The organism is Parapedobacter koreensis, assembly GCF_900109365.1.
GTDB classification, from domain to species: Bacteria; Bacteroidota; Bacteroidia; order Sphingobacteriales; family Sphingobacteriaceae; genus Parapedobacter; species Parapedobacter koreensis.
Genome location: NZ_FNZR01000002.1, coordinates 1 through 19,755, shown reverse-complemented (window position 1 = coordinate 19,755; position 19,755 = coordinate 1). Strand labels below are relative to the sequence as shown.

The window sequence follows — 19,755 nt, the reverse complement described above, 5'->3', positions numbered from 1 at the left end:
CTATGAAAATAAAAAATTTGTTCCTGTGTTTGGCAGCATGCGCTCTGCTGTTTTGCCGCTGCAACTCCTATTTGGATGTGAAGCCGGATAAACAATTAGTAATTCCTGAGACGTTGGCAGATTTACAGGCACTCTTGGATAATTACAGTAATGTGCACTGGGATCCTTATATCGGTGAGGTGAGTTCGGACGATTATTACCTGGCGGACACTGATTGGTCCGCTTTGTCCGATGAACGGGATAGGCGGCGATACCTTTGGGAGAAAGAAGGGATATATCCTTCGCTTTCAAATGATTGGTTTTGGCCGTATCGCAATGTATATTACGCCAATGTCGTTTTGGAGACACTGGACCGGATAGGCAAAGGGCAGACCAATCCGCCAGATTGGGATCATATCCGGGGCCAAGCACTTTTCCTGAGAGCAAGGTCGTTTCTTTCGGTAGCACTCTTATTTTCCAAATCCTACGACAGCTCAACGGCAGCAACCGATCTCGGAATACCTATCAGGCTATCTTCTGATTTCAATATCCAATCCGAGCGAGCGTCTTTAAAAGACACTTATACACAGATAACCGAAGATTTAGTAGCGGCGACCGAGGTACTCCCTAATACGCCGTTACACGTTTACCGAGCATCAAAGCCTGCGGCAATGGCCTTACTGGCAAGAATGTATCTTTTTATGCGGGATTACGAGAAATGCTTGTATTACGCAGATGCTTGCTTAAAGCTGAAAAGCGACCTGATAGACTATAACACATTGGATAGCAACGCAAATTTCCCGATCCCCGAATTCAACGACGAAATTATCTATCAGTCCATCACGTACGCAACGCCGCTGGCAAATAATAGGGCAAAAATAGACAGTATATTGCTTGACAGCTATCAAGAAGGGGATCTACGGAAGCGTATTTTTTTTCGTGTCAATGTTGATGGTTCAAGCGGGTTCAAGGGAAGTTATTATTCGGCAAGCAACAATTTGTTTTCAGGTATCGCCGTAGATGAAGTATACCTTATGCGGGCAGAGTGCCATGCCAGGTTAGGTAATCTTGAGATGGCGCTTGCTGATTTGAACACGTTGCTTGCCAAACGGTGGAGTGATGAGAAGTTTATCCCTTTAATCGATGATAGCCAAGATACCATATTAGCCACCGTTTTAACAGAGCGGAGAAAGGAACTGCTAATGCGGGCAATCCGATGGCCTGATGTAAAGCGTTTGAATATGGAAGGATTCGATATCAGCTTTGAACGGCGAATTGGAGACGAGGTGTACACGCTCGCACCAAATGGGCCCCGATTTATTTTTCCGATTCCGGATGACGTAATCGAGTTAACAGGCATGCCCCAGAACCCATAAAATAAAAAACGCACCCACATGCTTATTAGTTGTGGGTGCGTATGATTTGAATTAGCTAATTTTTGGCCTCTACACCATCATGATTAAGAAACTGGTCAAGCTGATCGTCGGTAAAATTCGCAAGCATTGTCTCAATATCGGGATAACCGGCCTCCTCCAGATCTACTTGGCAGGGGATGGCTACTCCCCCGCAGGGATCGGAGGACTCTCCCGGTTGCCAATTAGCCGGATTTCGCCAATCTGACGCATCGTTTGGTGTAAAACGATAAATCGCCAGCCTCGCTTTTGTTGGGCTTGCTCTAGCCACTACAGCTTGCTCAGGCACTTTTACCTCGTGGGGCTTTTCAGCTACATTCCCTGAACTAAAAAGAGAGAAAAGTAAAGCGGCACCAATTTCAATGGGCCAGTTCAAAAATGTGGAAATCATTGTACGTGTACTTTAGTTTAAAAAATGAATGATTTGTACAGCAAATATGGAAGCTTTAAAAACTGTATAAAGTTCGATTTCGGACTGTTTTTTTCTACTGCTCCTTCCAAGCAGACTTGGCTGCAAAGAATTGGCTCCGGCTCATGCGTAAATAGGCAATTTGTTCCTTTTCGCTGAGCAGGGCGTACAAATGATGCATACCCTTACGGAATGTTGTGTAGCGGCGGTTAGTGTCCAGCAACAAAAGGAGCAACAATGCTTCTTGATGCAGAATACGTCGTTGTTTCAGCACATGCAATATCTCGCTGATGCCGGAAAAATGCTGCTGCGCAAACCGCATAGCCGGGGCAGGGATAAGGAGGAGCTGCGTATCCCGCAAGAATTGAATATTGGATGAGGGCGGCCGCTGAGTAAACAAGTGAATGGTTCCGGTGAAATAATCTCCCGGAAGTGCCAACCAGTTATAGCTATAACGATGGTTGCCAAGTCGTTCTAAACCTGCTACTAATCCGGAAAGTACAAAACACCAGAATGGGCGCGCTTCTCCTGCAAGGACGAAGTCGTTGCCCGCTGCATAGGAGCGGATCTGGCTATGCTGCGATAGGTATTCCCTTGTCTCCTGATTCAGGTTGATCCAATGGCTCCAATATGCAAAAAATCGCTCCATTTCGGTGTGCTGATGGTGGGAAAATTACACGTTGATTACATGCACGTCAAGAGACAGTGGATGACATACAAAGGCATGGCGTATACCGGGCACTTGATAGGCGGCAAAATCCCTGCTTCCGGTAGTCGATACACGGCAAAAACGAGTGACATGGGATGACACCCCACAGGAAAAAAGGATGAGAAAAGTCAATTTCATGGTTAGAAACGTGTCGTTCACGAAAAAAATCGTCGTGGATGGACTTTTTTACACAGGTTTACGGCACGATCGGCAATATCCTTTGGCCAAAGGAACAGGCAGAAACCGGGGCCTGCACAATAGACAAATCCGGCAATGTAGCATAGAAAAAATAAGAATCAACGATGGACTTAATTCAACTGTTAATCGAGTTTGCGCAGCTGCTTGTAGACAACATCCTGCCGTTTTTCAACCTGAATGAGCTGTTTAGCCTCACGGCTGAAGACCCTCTGCCAGTAGATAAGTGTGACATCTTTATCATTTAACGGATACGTCATGAATCCCCTCGATAAATACAAATACCTGGACTATCCGCAGGCTGTGGAGGCCATCACCAAGGATACCATGGCCTTCAATCCCTTTGCGCACGAACGCGGGGGTAGGCTTTTTGCATTCTTCACCACCAATCTGGCCAATTTTCTCCCTGATATTCCCTACGAGCGCCATGTGCCGCTATTGCGTGAGTGGGTATGCAACCAATGGCTCGGACGGCTGGAGCAGGAGTATTTTGCTGGCAAGCTGCCCATAGCGGTGGCAGGGTGGGATGAGGCGCTTGTAGCGCGGATACGGCACCAGCCGGGTATTGTATGCACGATGCATACGGGATCGTATCGGCTGCCCAGCTACCTGCTGGGGCATGCGCGGATACCATTTGCGCTGGTTGTATCGCGGCAGGTAGTCCGTACGCAGGGCGATGCCTTCCGCAGTTTGCACAAAAGCCTGCGGTTGCCGGGCAAGGCACGGATGCATATCGTGGAGGCCGACAGTCCGGGGGGCGTACGGGCCATGGCCAAGCTGCTCAAGCAGGGATATCAATTGCTCATCTACATCGATGGCGACATGGGGGCATCGCCTGTGGAGGTGGGCAACCTTACGCCGACGCCGTTTTTGGGGCGGCAATTGCTGGTGCGCAGGGGCGTACCGTTTCTCTCGGCGCGGCTGGGCGTTCCCATCCATCCGTTGCTCTGCTTCCGGCGGGGACAAAACGAATGCCTGGAGGTGATAGCGCCTTCACCCATAGTGGCGGGCGAAGGGCCAACGGAAGATTACATAGCCTCGGCGACTGCCGCCATCTATGGTACGCTGGCTGAGCAACTGCGGCACCGCCCTGCGCAGTGGGAGAATTGGCCTTACCTCCACCGTGTCACGGCTGCACCGGATGACGCACGGTTTGCGGAGCCGCCTGATGTGCAGACTGCGCTCAGCCTATTGACCCCCGTTCACTATGCCGTATTTGCAGCACAAGGAAAATACTACCTCATCCGGAAAATCGGTTACAAAACTGTTGCAATTGCTAAGACGCTGTATGACAATTTGGTGGAGCATTGGTATGGAATGCCCTTGGGTACCTGACTTGCTGGTTTAGCTTTCGTTTTGTACCTTACGTCAACCGAAGCTAAACTACCCTATGAATAAAAGACAGAAACTAATCGTTTGCCTATCCCAATTGGGTTATTGGATCAGCTATTTAATGGCTATGTTATTTTACAACAATGAATTTTACCCCCATCGGCGCATACGTGATGTCATAGCGGTGGTCTTGGTCATTATCCTATCGTTTTACCTGCTCGTCGCGTTGTTTTACCGATGGTCTCTGCTGAAAACCTTTCGTCCGTGGAAAGTCCTGCAATGGGGTGCGATAGCCGCGCTGACCATTGCATTGCTGCTGGCGGTCGGCTATAAATTTGCGCACCAATGGGCAGCGGAATGGCTGGATATTCAGTTTGTGAGGGATGGAATTGAGGCGGGTTTCAGGCATTTTGTGCTGGTCATGCTGCCTACTTATCACCATTGGCTGTTGCATGCCGTGCTTGTGGTCGTGATTATCCGGCTGCTGCAAAACAGTGAGCGGCACAAGCTGGCGCAGGAAGAAAAGCACCAAGCTGAAATCGCCCGGATGAAAGCCCAGCAGGAAAGTGAGCGCAATGAATACCGCTTCCTATCGGGGCATCTCAGCTCCCATACACTCTTCAACGTGTTGAACGGATTGTATGCAGATGCGCTGGGCTATTCTTCCCGGATGGCAGCGGCTATCCTTTGTGTTTCAAAGGTGCTGCATTACTCCGCAATGTGTGCGCGTAATCAGGTGAGGCGTGTACTCATGAACAGCGAATTGAAGGAGCTGGCTGCCTATATCCAACTACAGCAGTACCGGTTTCCGGATGTAGAGGCTGTAACATTGCGGATTGAGGGCTCGCCGGGTGGGCATGTGATATCACCGCTGGCTACCATCTCGCTGCTCGAAAATTCATTCAAGCATGGAAAACAAGGGGAAACCGTGCGGGTAAACGTCCAATATCATCCAGATAATGTATCGCTTACCTGCATAAACCAGCTGGGTGAGGGCAGCGATCCTGTCCCGTCATGGGGCACTGGCCTGGAACACCTCAGGCGGCGGCTCGAACTGGCCTTTCCCAACGCCCACCAACTTGAAACGCGGGTGGCCGATGGTTGTTTTTTTGCCACCATAACCATTATGCAATAACTCATGGAACGATTGAAATGCATGGTCGTAGACGATGAGCACAAGGCAATAGCGCTGATGCGTAAGTACATACGGGGACGGCCTGATTTGCTGCTCGTACATGCTACTGCGGATCCGAGGGGCATTGCGGCACTTGTGCGGCAATATGGCGTAGCGCTCCTCTTCCTGGATTTGGAGATGCCCGGCATCAACGGGCTGGAAATCCTCGCGCAGCTTGGCGAGCGTATACGTGTGGTGGTCTGCACGGCCCATGCCGACCGTGGGTCGGAATGTATTGATGCCGGTGCGGTGGATTTTCTGGTAAAACCGTTTGACAGGGCGCGCTTCGGCAGGGCGGTAGATCGCGCGAAGCAGAAAGGAAAAGAAGGGATGAGGCAGGTGCTGCTTGATGATGGGCGGCTGGTGTTACCTGGCATAGGGAAGGGAAAGTTCATCCAGCTGCTGCTTGACGATGTGGATTACATCGAAGCCGATGAGCATACCGTGGTCATACATACCATTGAAGCAACGCTCCAGGGCGGTATAGCTATCGGCGAATTGGAGAAATTATTGCCCCCGAATAAGTTTTTAAGGATACATAAGAGCTATATCGTAGCGCTCGACCGGATGAGACGTGTGGAGAGTGGTCGGCTGCACGGTATGCGGTTGCAGTCCGATATCGGCCTGCCGGTGGGTCTTACGTATAAGGCGGCCCTGCTTGACTACCTGAATAGGCGGATGCCGGGTGGCCCAAACGATGGGAGTACGGATGGCTAAGCCGACAGGAACAACGGCGGCGCTCGCCGATGGGGTCGAACGGCTGCTCAGCTTGCTGGACAGCTTGGACGAAGCACGTTCAATGCGGGAGACCGATCCCTGGCTATCATTCAATGCGCAGGTGCAGGCGTTGCTGGAGGATTTAGATGGCCAGCAGCAGCGTTGCCGGCAGCAGCTGATGGCAAGGGCGGCCTTGCACGATATGGTCGGCCAAGCCGCGTTTCCCAGTGTGGGCGCGGCGGGTATGTATCACGAAGACCAGCGGCAGTGGTACCGGCATTTTCTGGGCGACTTACAGCAGTATATCAGCGGTGGCGTCGAAGGACGTTGCTTACGGGTGTCCATCACGGTCGTGGAAGTACTTTTTCTGCTGAGGTTGTTCGTGGAAGAGGGCGTGATAGAAGTACGCCAGCTCAAGCCGGTATTCAAAACATTAAGCCGTTACATGGCTACGCCGCATCAGGAACGGCTTTCCTATGAAAGTATCCGAAAGAAATACAGCATCGCCCCCGGCGAAGCGCGGGTGAAAGTGCGTCGGCTGCTTGAGCGATTGCTGAACCGGGCAAAAGGGGATTTGCCCAACCACTGATAATAGCGAACCGGAACATTTACCAATCATACAGTAAAACATGTTCTTTTAACTAAAAGGAGGTCTTTATGGAAACAAATCCTTACTTATCCGCACCGTCTTCATTTGGAGGCGGGGTGGCGAATGCAATTTTACCGCTGCTCAACCTGCTGGCCGAGTTGCTGAAGAAGCTGCTTGCCGGCTTGGGCAATCCGGCGCACCGCCATGGGCTGCTGCTTCCTGAGGAAGTCTGCATGATGCTGCACATCAGCGATCGCACATTGAGACGGTATACCGAGCAGGGTGTATTGAAGTCCCTGCGTATCGGTGGCATGCGTTATTACCTGATGGATGACATCATCCAGTCTGGAAGGGGTAGTGGCGTTGCCTGACGCGTAGTCTCCCATTGCAACACCCCGCCGCTTGTCCGGTGGCGGCGGTGGTTGTTGCGCTTTACCTGCTGGCTACTGCTTGCTTACCTTTAGTTTACCGTTTGCTTACTTCTTCCTTACCCCTTGTTTACCCTTTCCATACCGGTTCCTTACCCTTTGTTTACCGATTCTTTACCTTTTCTATACCCTTTGCTTACCCAGGGGGTAACGGACGGGTATGGAAGGGTTAAGGGAGGTGTAGGGGGATAGCGGCCAATTCCTGTCTCTTGCGGCCACCGGCGGCCAATACCGGCCATGGTCTTCTGTCCGGTGGAATAGCCCGCTATGTTTGTCCATGGAAGCGGATAAGTACCGGTACGAAATGGAGTAAATCACGTCGGCAGAAGTGCCGTTTTCCGCTGCTGGCAGTTTTTTAACTATTAAATTTTTCTTAATCATGGGAAGTTTCAAAAAGGGGATCCAAGGCGGATTCTCCGGTAAAATCGGAAATGTGGTAGGCGCCCACTGGCGCGGTATTGATTACATGCGCAGCCTGCCAAGGGTATCCAAAGGCAGGGCCGTCACCGAGGAGCAGCTGTTGCATCGCGTACGGTTTGCCTGTGCGGTCAATTTTGCCAAGCCCATCAGCTTCGTGTTCAATGCGGGGTATGGTAAGCTGGCCAAGCAAAACCTGAGCGGGTACAACCTTGCCGTGCGCCAGATTTACAAAGACGCTATCGTTGGGGAATATCCTGACTTCGAGGTAGACCCAGCCTTGGTGCGCATCAGTGAAGGCGACCTTGTGCGGCCGCGTAATCCCGCGATGGCGGCCGTGTCCGGTCAGGTGCTGCGCCTCACGTGGGTAGATCATACCCGCCTCGGGATCAAGGCTGACCATAGCGACCGCGCCATCGTGGTCGTGTACAATCCCGCCAAGGCGGAATATCAGTATGATACCCAAGGTGCGGAGCGCCTTGATGAGGAACTGCTGCTGGAGCTGCCGGACTATTTTGCCGGTGATGAAGTGCATGTATACCTCGGCATGGTGAGCAAGACAGGCGGAAATGCCTGCAATAGTCTCTACTTGGGCACGGTGACGGTAGACGGAAGCGGGACTCCCGCGCCGGAACCTGATGATGAGCCTGAAGAGGAGGAAATCGAGCCTTAGTGGCTCTCCGGGCAATTAGCCCTTTGCAGCGGGGTGGGGAAGGCCCCGCTGCTTTTTTTCGCCGTGGAAGTACATTCCACCTTCGGCAAAACCAACAAATCAAGAACAAATGGAACCCATTAAAATCATCCGTGTGGCCCAGGGCAAAAACAGTACCCTCAGTCACCTCTACATCGGCGGCCTCTTTGCCTGCTACCTGCTGGAAGATGCCATCCGGCCGGAGAAGGTCCCCGGTATCACCTGTATCCCCGAGGGGGAGTATGGCTTATCGCTCAATTCCTGGGCGGGGATGAATGCCAAGTACGCTCCGAAGTACCCGAAGCTTCATCAGGGCATGATAGAAATCACCGAAATACCCAATTACCAATTGGTCTTCATCCACATTGGCAACTACCACACGCAAACAGCGGGTTGTCCGCTCACCGGGTCGTACTGGCAGTTGCTGGATGGCGACTATCAGGTACTTCACTCGGCTGCGGCATACAGGTATGTGTATCCGCTGTTGGTGGGGGAGATTGAGAGGGGGAATAATAGGGTTGAGGTTTTAAACCAGTGCTCCACGTCTGGATCTCCGTCGCTTCGCTAGGATCTCCTAGGTCGTGTCTGCACTGGTTGTAAAACCGGGGTGGATGGATGATGGGTAAGAGGGGGAATGGATGGGCCAAAGGTGAATTTTTTCATAAAACAAAAATCATGAAAACAGAAGTAGATAAAGTAAATAACAAGGCCGTCCAGCGGCCCGAAGCGGGCAAGCTGACGGTATACGATCGGATAAGGGAGGGCTTGGCGGTGGCCAGCCAATTGATCATCGCTTCGCCGCTGGGGCTTCCTGCTAAGGTGGTGGCTGTAGCCAAGTATGTGGCTCTTGCGCTGGGTGTGCTGGAGGCTGTAGGGCGTAGGGGGAAGGAGGAAAATGGTGATGCGGAATAGCCTGCAACTTAGCGTCGGTACGGGCAGCGGAACGATGCTAAGTATCATCGGACAGCTGGGTATGTACGACGTGATGAATACGGTCGCGCTTGCTGCTATTGGCGCAGTGGTGAGTTTCGTGGTGACGCTGCTTTTGCAACGTTGGTTGCGTAGTAAGTGATAGTGAAACAATTTGTTATGTGTGAGCCCCGCTGAGAAGCGGGGTTTTTTATTGCCAGATTTATAGGCATAGCCTATCAAATTTATAGCCTGTGCCTATCAAATTTATAGACGAAACGCATCATAGGCAATCGATTCTCTGCATAGCTTTACTCCCGCTATGATGTAAAGCAAATGACACTTAAACAATAAAATCAAAGTTATGGTAAAGACAATCGTTGTATTCTTGTTTTTTTTTGGTGCTGCTATATGCTGTTTGGCGCAGAGCAATACATTTCCTGAAGAGGGGAATGTGGGAATAGGGACAATGACTCCTGCAACAAAACTGGAAGTGAATGGAGATATCTCATTGGCTCGCACGAGGAAAATTAAATTTTTAGAGGTTGTGGGTGGAGCAGAGCGCGCTTATATACGATCCACTAATGGCGCTAATGGTGAAGATTATAATTCGCTGGTGTTTGCGGTAGGGGGAAGTTACGAGCGGATGATTATCCGGTCAAACGGCAACGTTGGTATCGGCATCACAAACCCCCAAGCCAAGTTGGCCGTAAATGGCAACATCCTTGCCAAAGAGGTGAAAGTGAAAACGGATATCGCCGTACCGGACTATGTGTTCGCGCCGGATTACGAACTGCCCACGCTTACTGCCATTGAAGCCTATGTACAAGAACACCGCCACCTGCCGGAAATCCCCCCTGCCAAGGATATTGAAAAGAATGGCCTTGACCTCGCAGAGATGAACCTCTTGCTGCTGAAAAAAGTGGAGGAACTGACGTTGCATGTCATCCGGTTGGATGCCGAGAATGTAGAACTACGTGGACAGATACACTCCGTCAACAATGAAATCAAACAGATTAAAACTAATAAATAATTAGGATGATGAGAAACACATTAAGGCATTTGCCTGTCCTGCTTCTGCTAATAGGTGGCGTGGGTGTAACCAATGCGCAAACTACCCTGCATGGTAATTACAAGGCGGTAACCATTGCCATGGATCGCAATGTAGCATACGCCAAAACGCTGATTCTGTTGCACGAAATGTACAACGGCTCCTTGCTTTCAACCAATTATGCAGTGGGGAGCATTATGGCAATCAGGGGTTCAACCAGTACTTATCAACGGCTCAATGTCGCCGATATTCGCTCGTCGTCTGCTTACAATACCACGAGTGCATCTTTATCGTCTTTTGACGGTGACGCGTATGGCAGCACAGCAGTCTGGGCGCTGAAGACATGCATGTACAACGGGAAGAAATACCTTGCCTTGCATGTGCCCTATCTTGCCGGTCAGCACATGCTTGGCTACCATTTCGTCGGCTGGATTAAGTCGACTGGGGAAACATTGAAAACGGTGACCTATGAGGTCGAAGGCGTTCCGCAAAATCAGGATGTGCTGACGGATATCGCGGATTACACACCGAACATGGCAGAAAACCACCTTGCCGGTAGATTGCTGGTGAGCGGCAATGTCGGTATCGGCACCACCGACCCCCAAGCAAAACTGGCCGTGGAGGGCAACATCCTGGCCAAAGAGGTGAAGGTGAAGACGGACATCGCCGTGCCAGACTATGTATTCGGGGAAGATTATCAATTGTCCACGCTTGCGGAGGTGGAAGCCTACGTAAAAGAACACAAACACCTACCGGAAATCCCCTCGGCGGCAGACATAAAGAAAGACGGCCTGAACTTGGCGGAGATGAACCTCCTGCTGCTGAAGAAGGTGGAGGAGCTGACGCTGCATTTACTGAAAGAACGCAGGGCACGGGAAGCGGTCGAAAACAGGCTGGACTCCATTGATACGGCGATACAGCTTTTTCGGATTCATGAAGTAATCGCCAACAAATAAAACCATTATCCATGAGAAAAAAAATGCGCTTTTTGCAACTGGTTATCTGCACAGCATCTCTTATCCATTCCTTTGCCTACCCGCAGGATGTTACGTTGCTCAAACAGCCAATCCCTAAAAGTCCGGACGTGACTAACCTGCTTAAGTTTATTGAGCATCCAGTTTCGGTTTCCTCAGGGCTTCCAGAAACCAGCGTGCCCATATACAGGATACAGACCAATTACATTGATTTGCCTATTTCGCTGAACTATCATTCCGGCGGGATAAAGGTAAAAGACGTGGCTTCCCATGTTGGCATGGGGTGGTCATTGGTTGCGGGCGGTATTATCGCCCAAAACATAAAAGGATTAAGTGATTTGGGATTGACTCAGGGCCGAGAGGGCCGCCTAAACAACCCGGTCACCCAAATTGATGACCCCAGTATATGCGACTTGAAAAAAATCGCAGACAATGAACTGGATGCAGATCTGGATATATTTGCTTTTACATTCTGCGGTTATACCGGGCAATTCTACATCAAAGATGACTACAGTATCGGCCTGACTTCTGATGTGGCATTGAAAATAGAAGCACTTCCGGGATACGTGGCGGGGCAGGGTTTCAACGTTTCATCCTGGCAGGTGACAGACGTAAACGGTACGAAGTATGTATTCGGGAAATCCGGTTCCGTTGATGTGCGGACAGTGGTCACGAAAAATAACCAAATACTAAATGGGAATGTAGAACAAGGCATACCCCAACGGACGCAAAAAAGCTTTTACCTTACTAAAATTATCCAGCAGAATAACGAGGAGATAATCTTCAATTATGATCAATATGCCATAAGGGACGTGGCTCATTTGTCGGACACGAAAAATGGTATAAATGACAATGTCACCCGAAATTATCAGGCCATAGTGACCACTGAACAGCGAATCCGGTCAATCACTTTCAAAGATGGTACCGTTGAATTTGTGCCAGGTCCCAATCGCTGCGATTTGTACGGGGATAAAATGCTTGATAGAATTATCGTATACGATAGCAAAGGACAAAAGATAAAAGAGGTGAAATTAAACTATCAATATTACGTGGGATCGCAGATTAGGAATGTCAACGAACTGACATTCAATTCGGCCAATGTGCCGTATTTTACAGGCGACAGCTATTCCGCAATACAGAATGATGTTTATAAAGATAAGAGGCTGTTTCTGAAGAGCGTGGAAGATATCAACGTTGCAAATAGCCAGGACGTGCAGCGATACGGTTTCGAGTATAAAAATTCATATGGATTGCCAGACAGGTTCTCGGCGCAACGCGATTGGTGGGGCTACTATAATGCAAATGGCAAAACTACCCTGCTTGACAACATATTTCAGGATCCTAGTTATCTGACACTTTCGCATATCTATACCACAGATCATAGAAACCCCAATGCTACTCGGACTTCCGAAGGCATACTAACTAAAATTACTTACCCCACGGGTGGCTACGCGGCGTACGAATTTGAGCCCAATTCAATTTCGGAGTTAAACAATAAACAGATTACTCATCAACCGGTTACGTATTATGTTAGGTATGGCAGCCCTGGAGCTTATTTGGGAAGCCTGGATATAAATGACAGGGCTAACGGAACGAAGCAAATCAAATTTGATGTGCAAACTTGCGTCAACGGTGGATTTATACAGGATATTCCATTTTCTATCAAACGACCCGACGGGAGCATGATTTCCTCGTCTTCTTATCCGTCGGAATCGCACAGTGGTTTCCGAACCTATACCATCGGCCTTACCAACGGTCACTATGAATTGTACGCCTCCAGCGTTAATGCGCCCTGCGATTACTATGTAAAGGTGCAGACTTGGTATGAAGATCCCGTGGGTACCTGGGTGCTTACGCCCGTTGGTGGCGTGCGGGTAAAGAAGAGCATCTTGTATGATCCTGTATCCAATAGCCAGCTGATTAAGCAATATGATTATACATGGATAGACAATGGGATTGTAAAATCGTCTGGTAAGGCCCCTGGATGGGCAAATTTACAAACCGGATACACCTACAAAGTAAGTGATGAGGTGCTTGCGACAGGCATAGAAGTAGCTAAGGAAATTTATTTGATGACCTCCTCCCCGGTTTATCCATTGGGTGATGTATTATACGATAAAATAACCGAGAGTAGGATAGACCAGAACGGCAATGACATCGGACGGACGGCCTATACCTATTTGAATAACCTGGACGGTATTAGTTCGGCAATTCTGTTTAAAAAGCTGCCTTCTAACCTCATGGTTATTGAGTCAAGCAAACGGGCACCGATGTATAGTATTGAAAATAATTCATGGAGAAGGGATAAGCTGTTAGTGAAGGAGGAGTTTGCCAACGTAGCCGGCCAATACCAAAGCGTCGTTAAAGAGCAATATTACTATAGCGCAGTTTTTACAGATACGCTGGCAGGCCTTTCAGCCAATTATTATTTTGAATCGGCCCATCCCTATAATGCCGAATGTTCGGTCGTACAGAACGATATATTCGGCTATTCAAAATATTACCAGTATTCAGCATACCTCAGGCTTGATTCGATTTCAAAGCAAGAAACATTTTCGACAACAGGAATTGTAAACAGCAGTAAAAAATATGAGTATAGCCTCTTGGTGAGACTTCCGAGTATAATTACGGAAACCAACTCATTGGGCAAGAAGATAATGAATACTTATAAATATGCAGGAGATTATTCAAATGTAACCAGCACGTCGGATGGTATCCTCGGGCTTAAGCAACGTTATGCTATTGGCGCAAAAGTCGAGGAAAGCAAATTTCAGGTTGACGCGCAGGGAAATAACAAGGTGCTTCTTTCATCCTCTTTTATTTCCTATAAAGCAGGAACGATACTTCCCAGCAAAATATATACAATAGAAATGTCCGCCCCCCTTACCAATTTTGCGCCATCATCTGTACAAGGCGGATCGATTGTTAAGGACAGTCGCTATCGGGAACAACTGCTTTTCAACCTCTATGACACTTATGGGAATATCCTTGAGCAGCAGGGAGCTACTGGAGTAAAAGAAACGTATCTATGGGGTTATCGGGGTAGCTATCCTGTGGCCAGAATAGTGGGAATAGATTATGCCACCGTAGATCTGGTGATAGATATGGCCCTGCTGAATAATCCAAGTACGACAGAGGCTCAACTGAAAGCAGAACTAAATAAGTTACGGACGGACAGCCGGACAAAGAATGGTATGGCCAATACCTATACTTATAAGCCACTCACTGGCATGGCGTCCATCACAACGCCAGCAGGCCAAACAACTTTCTATGAATATGATGGATTCGGGCGGTTGTGGCGGGTGAAGGACCACCACGGCAACATATTGGAGGAATACAGGTATTACTACAAACCCTAAAGCGATACGGAAATGAAAACAACGGGAAACAGCCATACCGTCCGGCACGTGGCCGGTGCGGTTTTATATGCCCTTGCAACGGTCCTTGTGCTTGCCTTGCTCACCGAAGCCACCTCTGCCCAGCTGGTGCTGAACAGGGCGGGGGCCACGGGGGAATACACGGCGCCGACCACGGTGACATTATCGCCGGGCTTTCAGAGTACGGGGAACTTCCGGGCGTCGATAGCTGCGGCGGCCCCAGCACTGGGGCTTGGCGGGAGCACGAACCAGAATTACGTGCAGCGTACGGTTTACCTTCGGGGCTTCGGTGATGCGCCTCCCGCGGCGGGTGCGCTGACGGTTGCCGACGCGCTGCGTGACATCACGTACCATGACGGGCTGGGCCGTCCGGTGCAGGAATTGGGGGTGAAGGCGGCGCCGAACCAGCGGGACGTGGCGGTACCCATCGTTTACGACAGCTACGGCCGCCAGCACCGGGATTACCTTCCGTACGCGACGGCTACGGGTGCCGGTGGCGCGTTCAAGGCCAATGCCGCCGCGCAGCAGGCCGCGTACTACAATTCGCCGCCCGCGGGGGTGGTGAAGATAGATGCGGTAACGGGCTACGGGACGCCGTCGTTCGGTGAGCGGCGTTACGAGGCCAGCCCGCTGGGCCGGGTGCTGGAGCAGGGCTTCCCGGGCGGGGCGTGGCAGCCCGGGAGCCGGACGGCCACGGGCGGGCGCACGGCGGTGGCGGAATACGCGGCCAACGACGCGGTGGCGGGCTTCGGGGCGAATAGCCGGCGCGTTGCGCGGTACGGGGTGACGCTGAGCGCGCAGGGCACGCCCACGCTGGCACTTGCCAGCAATGCCATCTACGGTGCGGGGGAGCTTTACGTGGCGGTCACGAAGGACGAGAACTGGGTGCCTGCGGACGGGCGTAGCGGCACGGGGGAGGAGTACACGGACAAGCAGGGGCGTGTGGTGCTGAAGCGCGCGTACAACGGCAGCGCGGTGGTGAGCACGTACTACGTGTACAACGACTTCGGGCAGCTGGCGTTCGTGCTTACGCCGGGTTCCTCGCCGGACCGAGGGAGCCTTCCGGCGGCGGGCACTGCGCGCAACGCGTGGCTTTCGGACCATGTGTACCAGTACAAATACGACCAGCGCGGGCGGCTTGTGGAGAAGAAGGTTCCGGGGAAGGGGCGCGAGTTCCTGGTGTACAACCGGCTGGACCAGGTGGTGGCCACTCAGGACAGCGTGCAGCGGGGGAAGTCGCCCCAGCAGTGGACGGCGGTCAAGTACGATGCGCACGGGCGGGTTGTGCGAAAGGTGCAATGGCGCCACCAGGGGAGCACGGCAAACGGTGACCGGCGCACGGCGGTGCAGGATTCGGCATACCTCATCACGGGCGCCAACCAGTGGGAGGAGCGGAACGCTGCTGGGACGGCCTACACGAACCGTTCGTGGCCGCGCGGGAACACGGCGGTGCTTACCGAGCAGTTCTACGACGACTACGACGTTGCGGGGCTTCCTGCCGCATACAAACGCACGGACTACAGCGCGATGACCAAGGGGCTGCCGACGGTGTCGCGGGTGCAGGTGCTGGGGACAACGCAGTACCTGTGGAGCGCGGTGTACTACGACGACCGGGGGAACGCCGTTCGTGAATACCGCCAGCACTACAAAGGCGGCGGCACGGCGGGTGCGAATAATTATGACGACGTGGCCACGGAATACAGCTTTACGCGGCAGGCGCTGGCCAGTACACGCAGGCATTATGCCTCGGGGAGCCTATCGGCCACGGTGAAGACGGAGCATGCCTACGACCACCGGGAGCGGCTGGCGGACACGTGGAAATCGGTTGACGGGGGCACGCGCACGCTGGTATCGCGGAACGTGTACAACGAGTTGGGGCAGCTTTACCGCAGGCAGCTGCACAGCACGAACGGCACGTCGTTTGCCGAGACGGTGACGTACGGCTACAATGCGCGCGGGTGGCTGCTGAAGGCGGTGTCGCCGAAGTTCCAGCAGACACTGCTATACGAGGATACGACGGCGGTTGCGATGCGGCAGTTCAACGGGAACATCAGCCGGCAGGGCTGGCGGCACGGCACGGGTACGGTTCAGGGGTACGCGTACACGTACGACAGGCTTGGCCGGCTGCTGTCGGGGGTTTCGGGGAGCCGTAACGAGACGGCCGTCTACGACGCGATGGGGAACATCAGGTCGCTGTCGCATGACGGTGCGGCGATGGCCTACGAGTACAGCCCCCTTGGCAGCAACCGGCTGGACCGGATAACGGGCGTGGGCACGGCCTACGCGTACGACGGCAACGGTAACATGACGCGTGACGGGCGCCAGAACCTCTCGGTTGCGTACAACGAGCTGAACCTGCCGGTGTCCGTGGGCACGTCTGCCGCCTACACGTACGACGCCACGGGCAGGAAGCTGCGCTCGGAGGTGTCGGGCACCGCGACGGATTACATCGACGGCATCGAGTGGGAGGGCGGCACGCTGAACCTCATCCGCATGGAGGAGGGGCGTATGGTGAAGAGCGGGGGCAACTACGTGTACGACTACATGCTGCGCGACCACCTGGGCAACACGCGGAGCGGGTTCTCGTCGGATGCCACGGGGGTGGCGAAATTCGTGACGGACTACTACCCGTTCGGCCGTTCGCATTCCGGTGGCGCTACGACTTCCCCGAAAAACCGTTACCTTTACAACGGCAAGGAACTGCAGGAGGTCTCGGGTTATTACGATTACGGTGCAAGGTTCTATGATCCGGTGATCGGGAGGTGGGGAAGCGTGGACCCGTTGGCGGAGAAACATTTTAACTTGACGCCGTATAATTATGTTCTAAACAATCCATTAATATATATCGATCCATTTGGATTAGATACTTTATTATACAATCAAGATACTGGTAAACTACTTGATCGGAAACTTGGAGAAGGGAAAAGTGCTATTTATACTGTTAGTGGTGATTATGATGAAGAAAATATATGGGGTAGTGCTTCTCCCTTAGTGTATCAGGTTGGACAAAGGTCGGGAGGTGTTTCGGGCAAATCATTTAGAAACAACCATCCATTGAAGGGGATCGGCACTCAAGTGGGAGGTCAAGTTTATTTGGAAGACTTGCTGGATATGACAAGTGAGTTCAATACGTTGATAGCTGATAAAATGGGGCTTTTCGAAAGTCTCAATGATTACAGTAGTAGTTGGGGATATATTAGCCCGAAATTCTTAGTTTTTAAAGATTGGGTAACGGACAATGGTCCTTTTGATTTAAAGTCTTTAAAAAGATCAAATGAAACATCCTATGCCGCAATTGTTATTGGTGAGTGGAGTATTCTCAATGGAGAGTTAAGGAGGTATGATGACTATGGAAACATGAGTTATGGGGCTTGGGGACGTTCAGCCGGCTTCACCACTAAAGATTTAATTAGAGGGTCAAATCTTAACCAAATATGGAAAGGGATGTTTGGAAAAACAAATATGGGGGGGGATGAGACCAGGGATGTTAATATGATATTAAGAGGTATTCGCGAATTTAGGTAATCATGAGACTTAGTTTATTTCTATTTATTTTGCTCTTATTTATTTCTTGTTCACCAAGATTAAACATTAAGGAAGCGGAGCGAGTAAACAATATGTTTTATTATAAAGGCAAGCCCTATTCGGGTGAGGTGTTTGACTTATTTAATAATAGTAACACTATATCATATACTGCAAAAGTAATAAAGGGTATTCCTAGTGGACGTTGGATAGCATATGGTTATAATGGAGAAGTAGTATCAGAAGGTAGATTTATTACTTTAGACACTGAAGGGGGGAATGATTTTTCAAGAATAACTTTGGAGAGGTCAAAAGAGAACGAAATCGAAATCAATAAAGTTTTTGTAGTTACTGATGATCCGGATACTATTAAGAACAAACCTAAAATTATTGAAAAGGTAAATTTACTGCTTGATAAACAAAATATATCTAAAGACATTGTAGTTGAGTTTGTGGAATATGAATTCTAATATTGTACAGAAAGCTGTCTAAAGCACCACGACTACGGCGCAAGGTTCTATGACCCGGTGATAGGGAGGTGGGGGAGCGTGGATCCGTGGAATTCTTTAGTTTTGGATGTAGCTAGCTAGGGGTAGATTACAGTTCGACTTAGGCGACAGAAATCAATTTTTAAATGACCTGCTCTTTTTGATCCTACAATCAAAACCCAACGATGACGATATTGACACTGCAATACGTGAAAGTGGGCTAAAACCAACATTTACGCCCTGCGTTCTTTTGCACAAGGGGGTCGCTTATCATAATTTGAAAAAGATTGCAGGGCTACCGATTGGGGAGCAGGGAAAGTCTACCGAATGCAGACAGGGAAATTCGATTTTGCATATCCTGAATTTGATTGAGACGTAAAAATTTAAGTAGAAGCCTCGGAGAGATCCGACGTGATGAGTATGGTTGCGCTTGCAACTATTGGCGCAGTGGTGAGTTTCGTGGTGACGCTGCTTTTGCAACGTTGGTTGCGTAGTAAGTGATAGTGAAACAATTTGTTATGTGTGAGCCCCGCTGAGAAGCGGGGTTTTTTATTGCCAGATTTATAGGCATAGCCTATCAAATTTATAGCCTGTGCCTATCAAATTTATAGACGAAACGCATCATAGGCAATCGATTCTCAGCATAGCTTTACTCCCGCTATGATGTAAAGCAAATGACACTTAAACAATAAAATCAAAGTTATGGTAAAGACAATCGTTGTGTTCTTGTTTTTTTTTGGTGCTGCTATATGCTGTTTGGCGCAGAGCAATACATTTCCTGAAGAGGGGAATGTGGGAATAGGGACGTCGAGCCCAGCAGCGATGTTGCATGTAAAAGGGGATGTCCGCTTTGAGCGGTTAACGGGTGGGAGTAATTTTCTGCGGATTCATTCGGATGAGAGCAGTAGTTACTTAACCAGCGATGATCCGGGAACAAACCATAAACACCTGACCCTGCAAGTGGTTTCTCCTAACAGCGAAAGCGGAGCCCGTCACCTGTATTTCAAAACCGGGGTGAAAGGAGGTTCCATGAGCACGCGCATGCTGATTCATCACAACGGCAATGTCGGCATCGGCACCACAAACCCCCAGGCCAAGCTGGCCGTAAATGGCAACATCCTTGCCAAAGAAGTGAAGGTGAAAACGGACATCGCCGTGCCGGATTATGTCTTTGAATCCGGTTATGAATTGCCTCCACTGGCCGATGTGGAAGCGTACGTGAAAGAGCACAAGCACCTACCGGAAATCCCCTCTGCCAAGGATATCGAGAAAGACGGCCTTGACCTCGCGGAGATGAACCTGCTGCTGCTGAAGAAGGTGGAGGAGCTGACATTGCATTTGATAGCGAAAGAGAAGGAAATACAGCGATTGAACGGGTTCGA

General features: G+C 50.5%; 20 protein-coding genes and 3 pseudogenes. 19 read left to right on the top strand and 4 right to left on the bottom strand.

The genetic code is table 11. The features are described from left to right. Positions 1-2 precede the first annotated feature (2 nt). Positions 3-1,355: a RagB/SusD family nutrient uptake outer membrane protein gene (locus BMW65_RS04100; RefSeq protein ID WP_090603046.1), complete on the top strand. Its 1,353-nt coding sequence runs from the start codon at positions 3-5 to the stop codon at positions 1,353-1,355. Positions 1,356-1,410: 55 nt separating this feature from the next. On the opposite strand, the gene BMW65_RS04095 is transcribed toward BMW65_RS04100, so the two are convergent. The 3 genes from BMW65_RS04095 to BMW65_RS24075 all read right to left on the bottom strand — a co-directional run bounded on the left by BMW65_RS04095 (position 1,411) and on the right by BMW65_RS24075 (position 2,647). Next, positions 1,411-1,782 (bottom strand): hypothetical protein, encoded by a 372-nt coding sequence (locus BMW65_RS04095; protein WP_090603045.1) that lies wholly within the window; start codon positions 1,780-1,782, stop codon positions 1,411-1,413. 94 nt (positions 1,783-1,876) lie between these two features. Beyond that, positions 1,877-2,449, bottom strand: coding sequence for a Crp/Fnr family transcriptional regulator (locus BMW65_RS04090; RefSeq protein ID WP_090603043.1), 573 nt, complete (start codon positions 2,447-2,449; stop codon positions 1,877-1,879). 24 nt (positions 2,450-2,473) lie between these two features. Next, entirely contained in the window at positions 2,474-2,647 is a 174-nt protein-coding gene (locus BMW65_RS24075) for a hypothetical protein (protein WP_177180994.1), read from the bottom strand. Positions 2,648-2,811: 164 nt separating this feature from the next. Here BMW65_RS24075 and BMW65_RS24070 point away from each other — a divergent pair, with 164 nt between their 5' ends. The 6 genes from BMW65_RS24070 to BMW65_RS04065 all read left to right on the top strand — a co-directional run bounded on the left by BMW65_RS24070 (position 2,812) and on the right by BMW65_RS04065 (position 6,887). Next, a complete protein-coding gene (locus tag BMW65_RS24070) occupies positions 2,812-2,952 on the top strand; it encodes a hypothetical protein (RefSeq protein ID WP_177180993.1) in 141 nt (46 codons plus the stop codon). A 10-nt stretch (positions 2,953-2,962) separates the two neighbouring features. Further along, entirely contained in the window at positions 2,963-4,039 is a 1,077-nt protein-coding gene (locus BMW65_RS04085; protein WP_090603041.1) for a lysophospholipid acyltransferase family protein, read from the top strand. Between the two features lie 55 nt (positions 4,040-4,094). Next, on the top strand, positions 4,095-5,171 hold the full coding sequence (locus BMW65_RS04080) for a sensor histidine kinase (RefSeq protein WP_090603039.1): 1,077 nt from the start codon (positions 4,095-4,097) through the stop codon (positions 5,169-5,171). Positions 5,172-5,174: 3 nt separating this feature from the next. Further along, positions 5,175-5,927, top strand: coding sequence for a LytR/AlgR family response regulator transcription factor (locus tag BMW65_RS04075; protein WP_090603037.1), 753 nt, complete (start codon positions 5,175-5,177; stop codon positions 5,925-5,927). Then, positions 5,920-6,516 carry a hypothetical protein gene (locus tag BMW65_RS04070; RefSeq protein ID WP_090603036.1) on the top strand — a complete coding sequence of 199 codons (597 nt, stop codon included), beginning with the start codon at positions 5,920-5,922 and terminating at the stop codon, positions 6,514-6,516. Before BMW65_RS04075 ends, BMW65_RS04070 begins: the two co-directional genes overlap by 8 nt. A 68-nt stretch (positions 6,517-6,584) precedes the next feature. Continuing rightward, positions 6,585-6,887: a helix-turn-helix domain-containing protein gene (locus BMW65_RS04065; protein ID WP_090603034.1), complete on the top strand. Its 303-nt coding sequence runs from the start codon at positions 6,585-6,587 to the stop codon at positions 6,885-6,887. Positions 6,888-7,067: 180 nt separating this feature from the next. Here BMW65_RS04065 and BMW65_RS04060 read toward each other — a convergent pair whose 3' ends face one another. After that, positions 7,068-7,325 carry a hypothetical protein gene (locus BMW65_RS04060; protein WP_090603033.1) on the bottom strand — a complete coding sequence of 86 codons (258 nt, stop codon included), beginning with the start codon at positions 7,323-7,325 and terminating at the stop codon, positions 7,068-7,070. Between BMW65_RS04060 and BMW65_RS04055 the strand changes: the two genes are divergently transcribed. The 12 genes and pseudogenes from BMW65_RS04055 to BMW65_RS04010 form a co-directional block, all read left to right on the top strand. After that, on the top strand, positions 7,324-8,034 hold the full coding sequence (locus BMW65_RS04055) for a DUF6266 family protein (RefSeq protein WP_090603031.1): 711 nt from the start codon (positions 7,324-7,326) through the stop codon (positions 8,032-8,034). The genes BMW65_RS04060 and BMW65_RS04055 overlap by 2 nt on opposite strands. 109 nt (positions 8,035-8,143) lie before the next feature. Continuing rightward, positions 8,144-8,620 carry a DUF5675 family protein gene (locus tag BMW65_RS04050; RefSeq protein WP_090603029.1) on the top strand — a complete coding sequence of 159 codons (477 nt, stop codon included), beginning with the start codon at positions 8,144-8,146 and terminating at the stop codon, positions 8,618-8,620. Between the two features lie 107 nt (positions 8,621-8,727). Beyond that, positions 8,728-8,964 carry a hypothetical protein gene (locus tag BMW65_RS04045; protein ID WP_143053792.1) on the top strand — a complete coding sequence of 79 codons (237 nt, stop codon included), beginning with the start codon at positions 8,728-8,730 and terminating at the stop codon, positions 8,962-8,964. Next, a complete protein-coding gene (locus BMW65_RS24065) occupies positions 8,948-9,124 on the top strand; it encodes a hypothetical protein (RefSeq protein WP_177180992.1) in 177 nt (58 codons plus the stop codon). The genes BMW65_RS04045 and BMW65_RS24065 overlap by 17 nt, the downstream gene beginning before the upstream one ends. Before the next feature lie 201 nt (positions 9,125-9,325). Continuing rightward, the gene (locus BMW65_RS04040; RefSeq protein WP_143053791.1) at positions 9,326-9,994 is read left to right on the top strand and encodes a hypothetical protein; all 669 of its coding nucleotides are present in this window, start codon (positions 9,326-9,328) and stop codon (positions 9,992-9,994) included. A gap of 5 nt (positions 9,995-9,999) precedes the next feature. Beyond that, positions 10,000-10,968 carry a hypothetical protein gene (locus tag BMW65_RS04035; protein WP_143053790.1) on the top strand — a complete coding sequence of 323 codons (969 nt, stop codon included), beginning with the start codon at positions 10,000-10,002 and terminating at the stop codon, positions 10,966-10,968. A gap of 11 nt (positions 10,969-10,979) precedes the next feature. Beyond that, positions 10,980-14,345 (top strand): RHS repeat domain-containing protein, encoded by a 3,366-nt coding sequence (locus BMW65_RS04030; protein ID WP_090603023.1) that lies wholly within the window; start codon positions 10,980-10,982, stop codon positions 14,343-14,345. A gap of 12 nt (positions 14,346-14,357) precedes the next feature. Beyond that, positions 14,358-15,044, top strand: a pseudogene (locus tag BMW65_RS24815) (DUF6443 domain-containing protein); the annotation flags it as partial. A gap of 297 nt (positions 15,045-15,341) precedes the next feature. Continuing rightward, positions 15,342-17,888 carry an RHS repeat-associated core domain-containing protein gene (locus BMW65_RS04025; protein ID WP_143053789.1) on the top strand — a complete coding sequence of 849 codons (2,547 nt, stop codon included), beginning with the start codon at positions 15,342-15,344 and terminating at the stop codon, positions 17,886-17,888. Between the two features lie 2 nt (positions 17,889-17,890). Then, a complete protein-coding gene (locus tag BMW65_RS04020; RefSeq protein ID WP_090603019.1) occupies positions 17,891-18,355 on the top strand; it encodes a hypothetical protein in 465 nt (154 codons plus the stop codon). 142 nt (positions 18,356-18,497) lie between these two features. Continuing rightward, positions 18,498-18,752: pseudogene (locus BMW65_RS24810) on the top strand (DUF5958 family protein); the annotation flags it as partial. A gap of 323 nt (positions 18,753-19,075) precedes the next feature. After that, positions 19,076-19,755 (top strand): annotated as a pseudogene (locus BMW65_RS04010) (hypothetical protein); the annotation flags it as partial.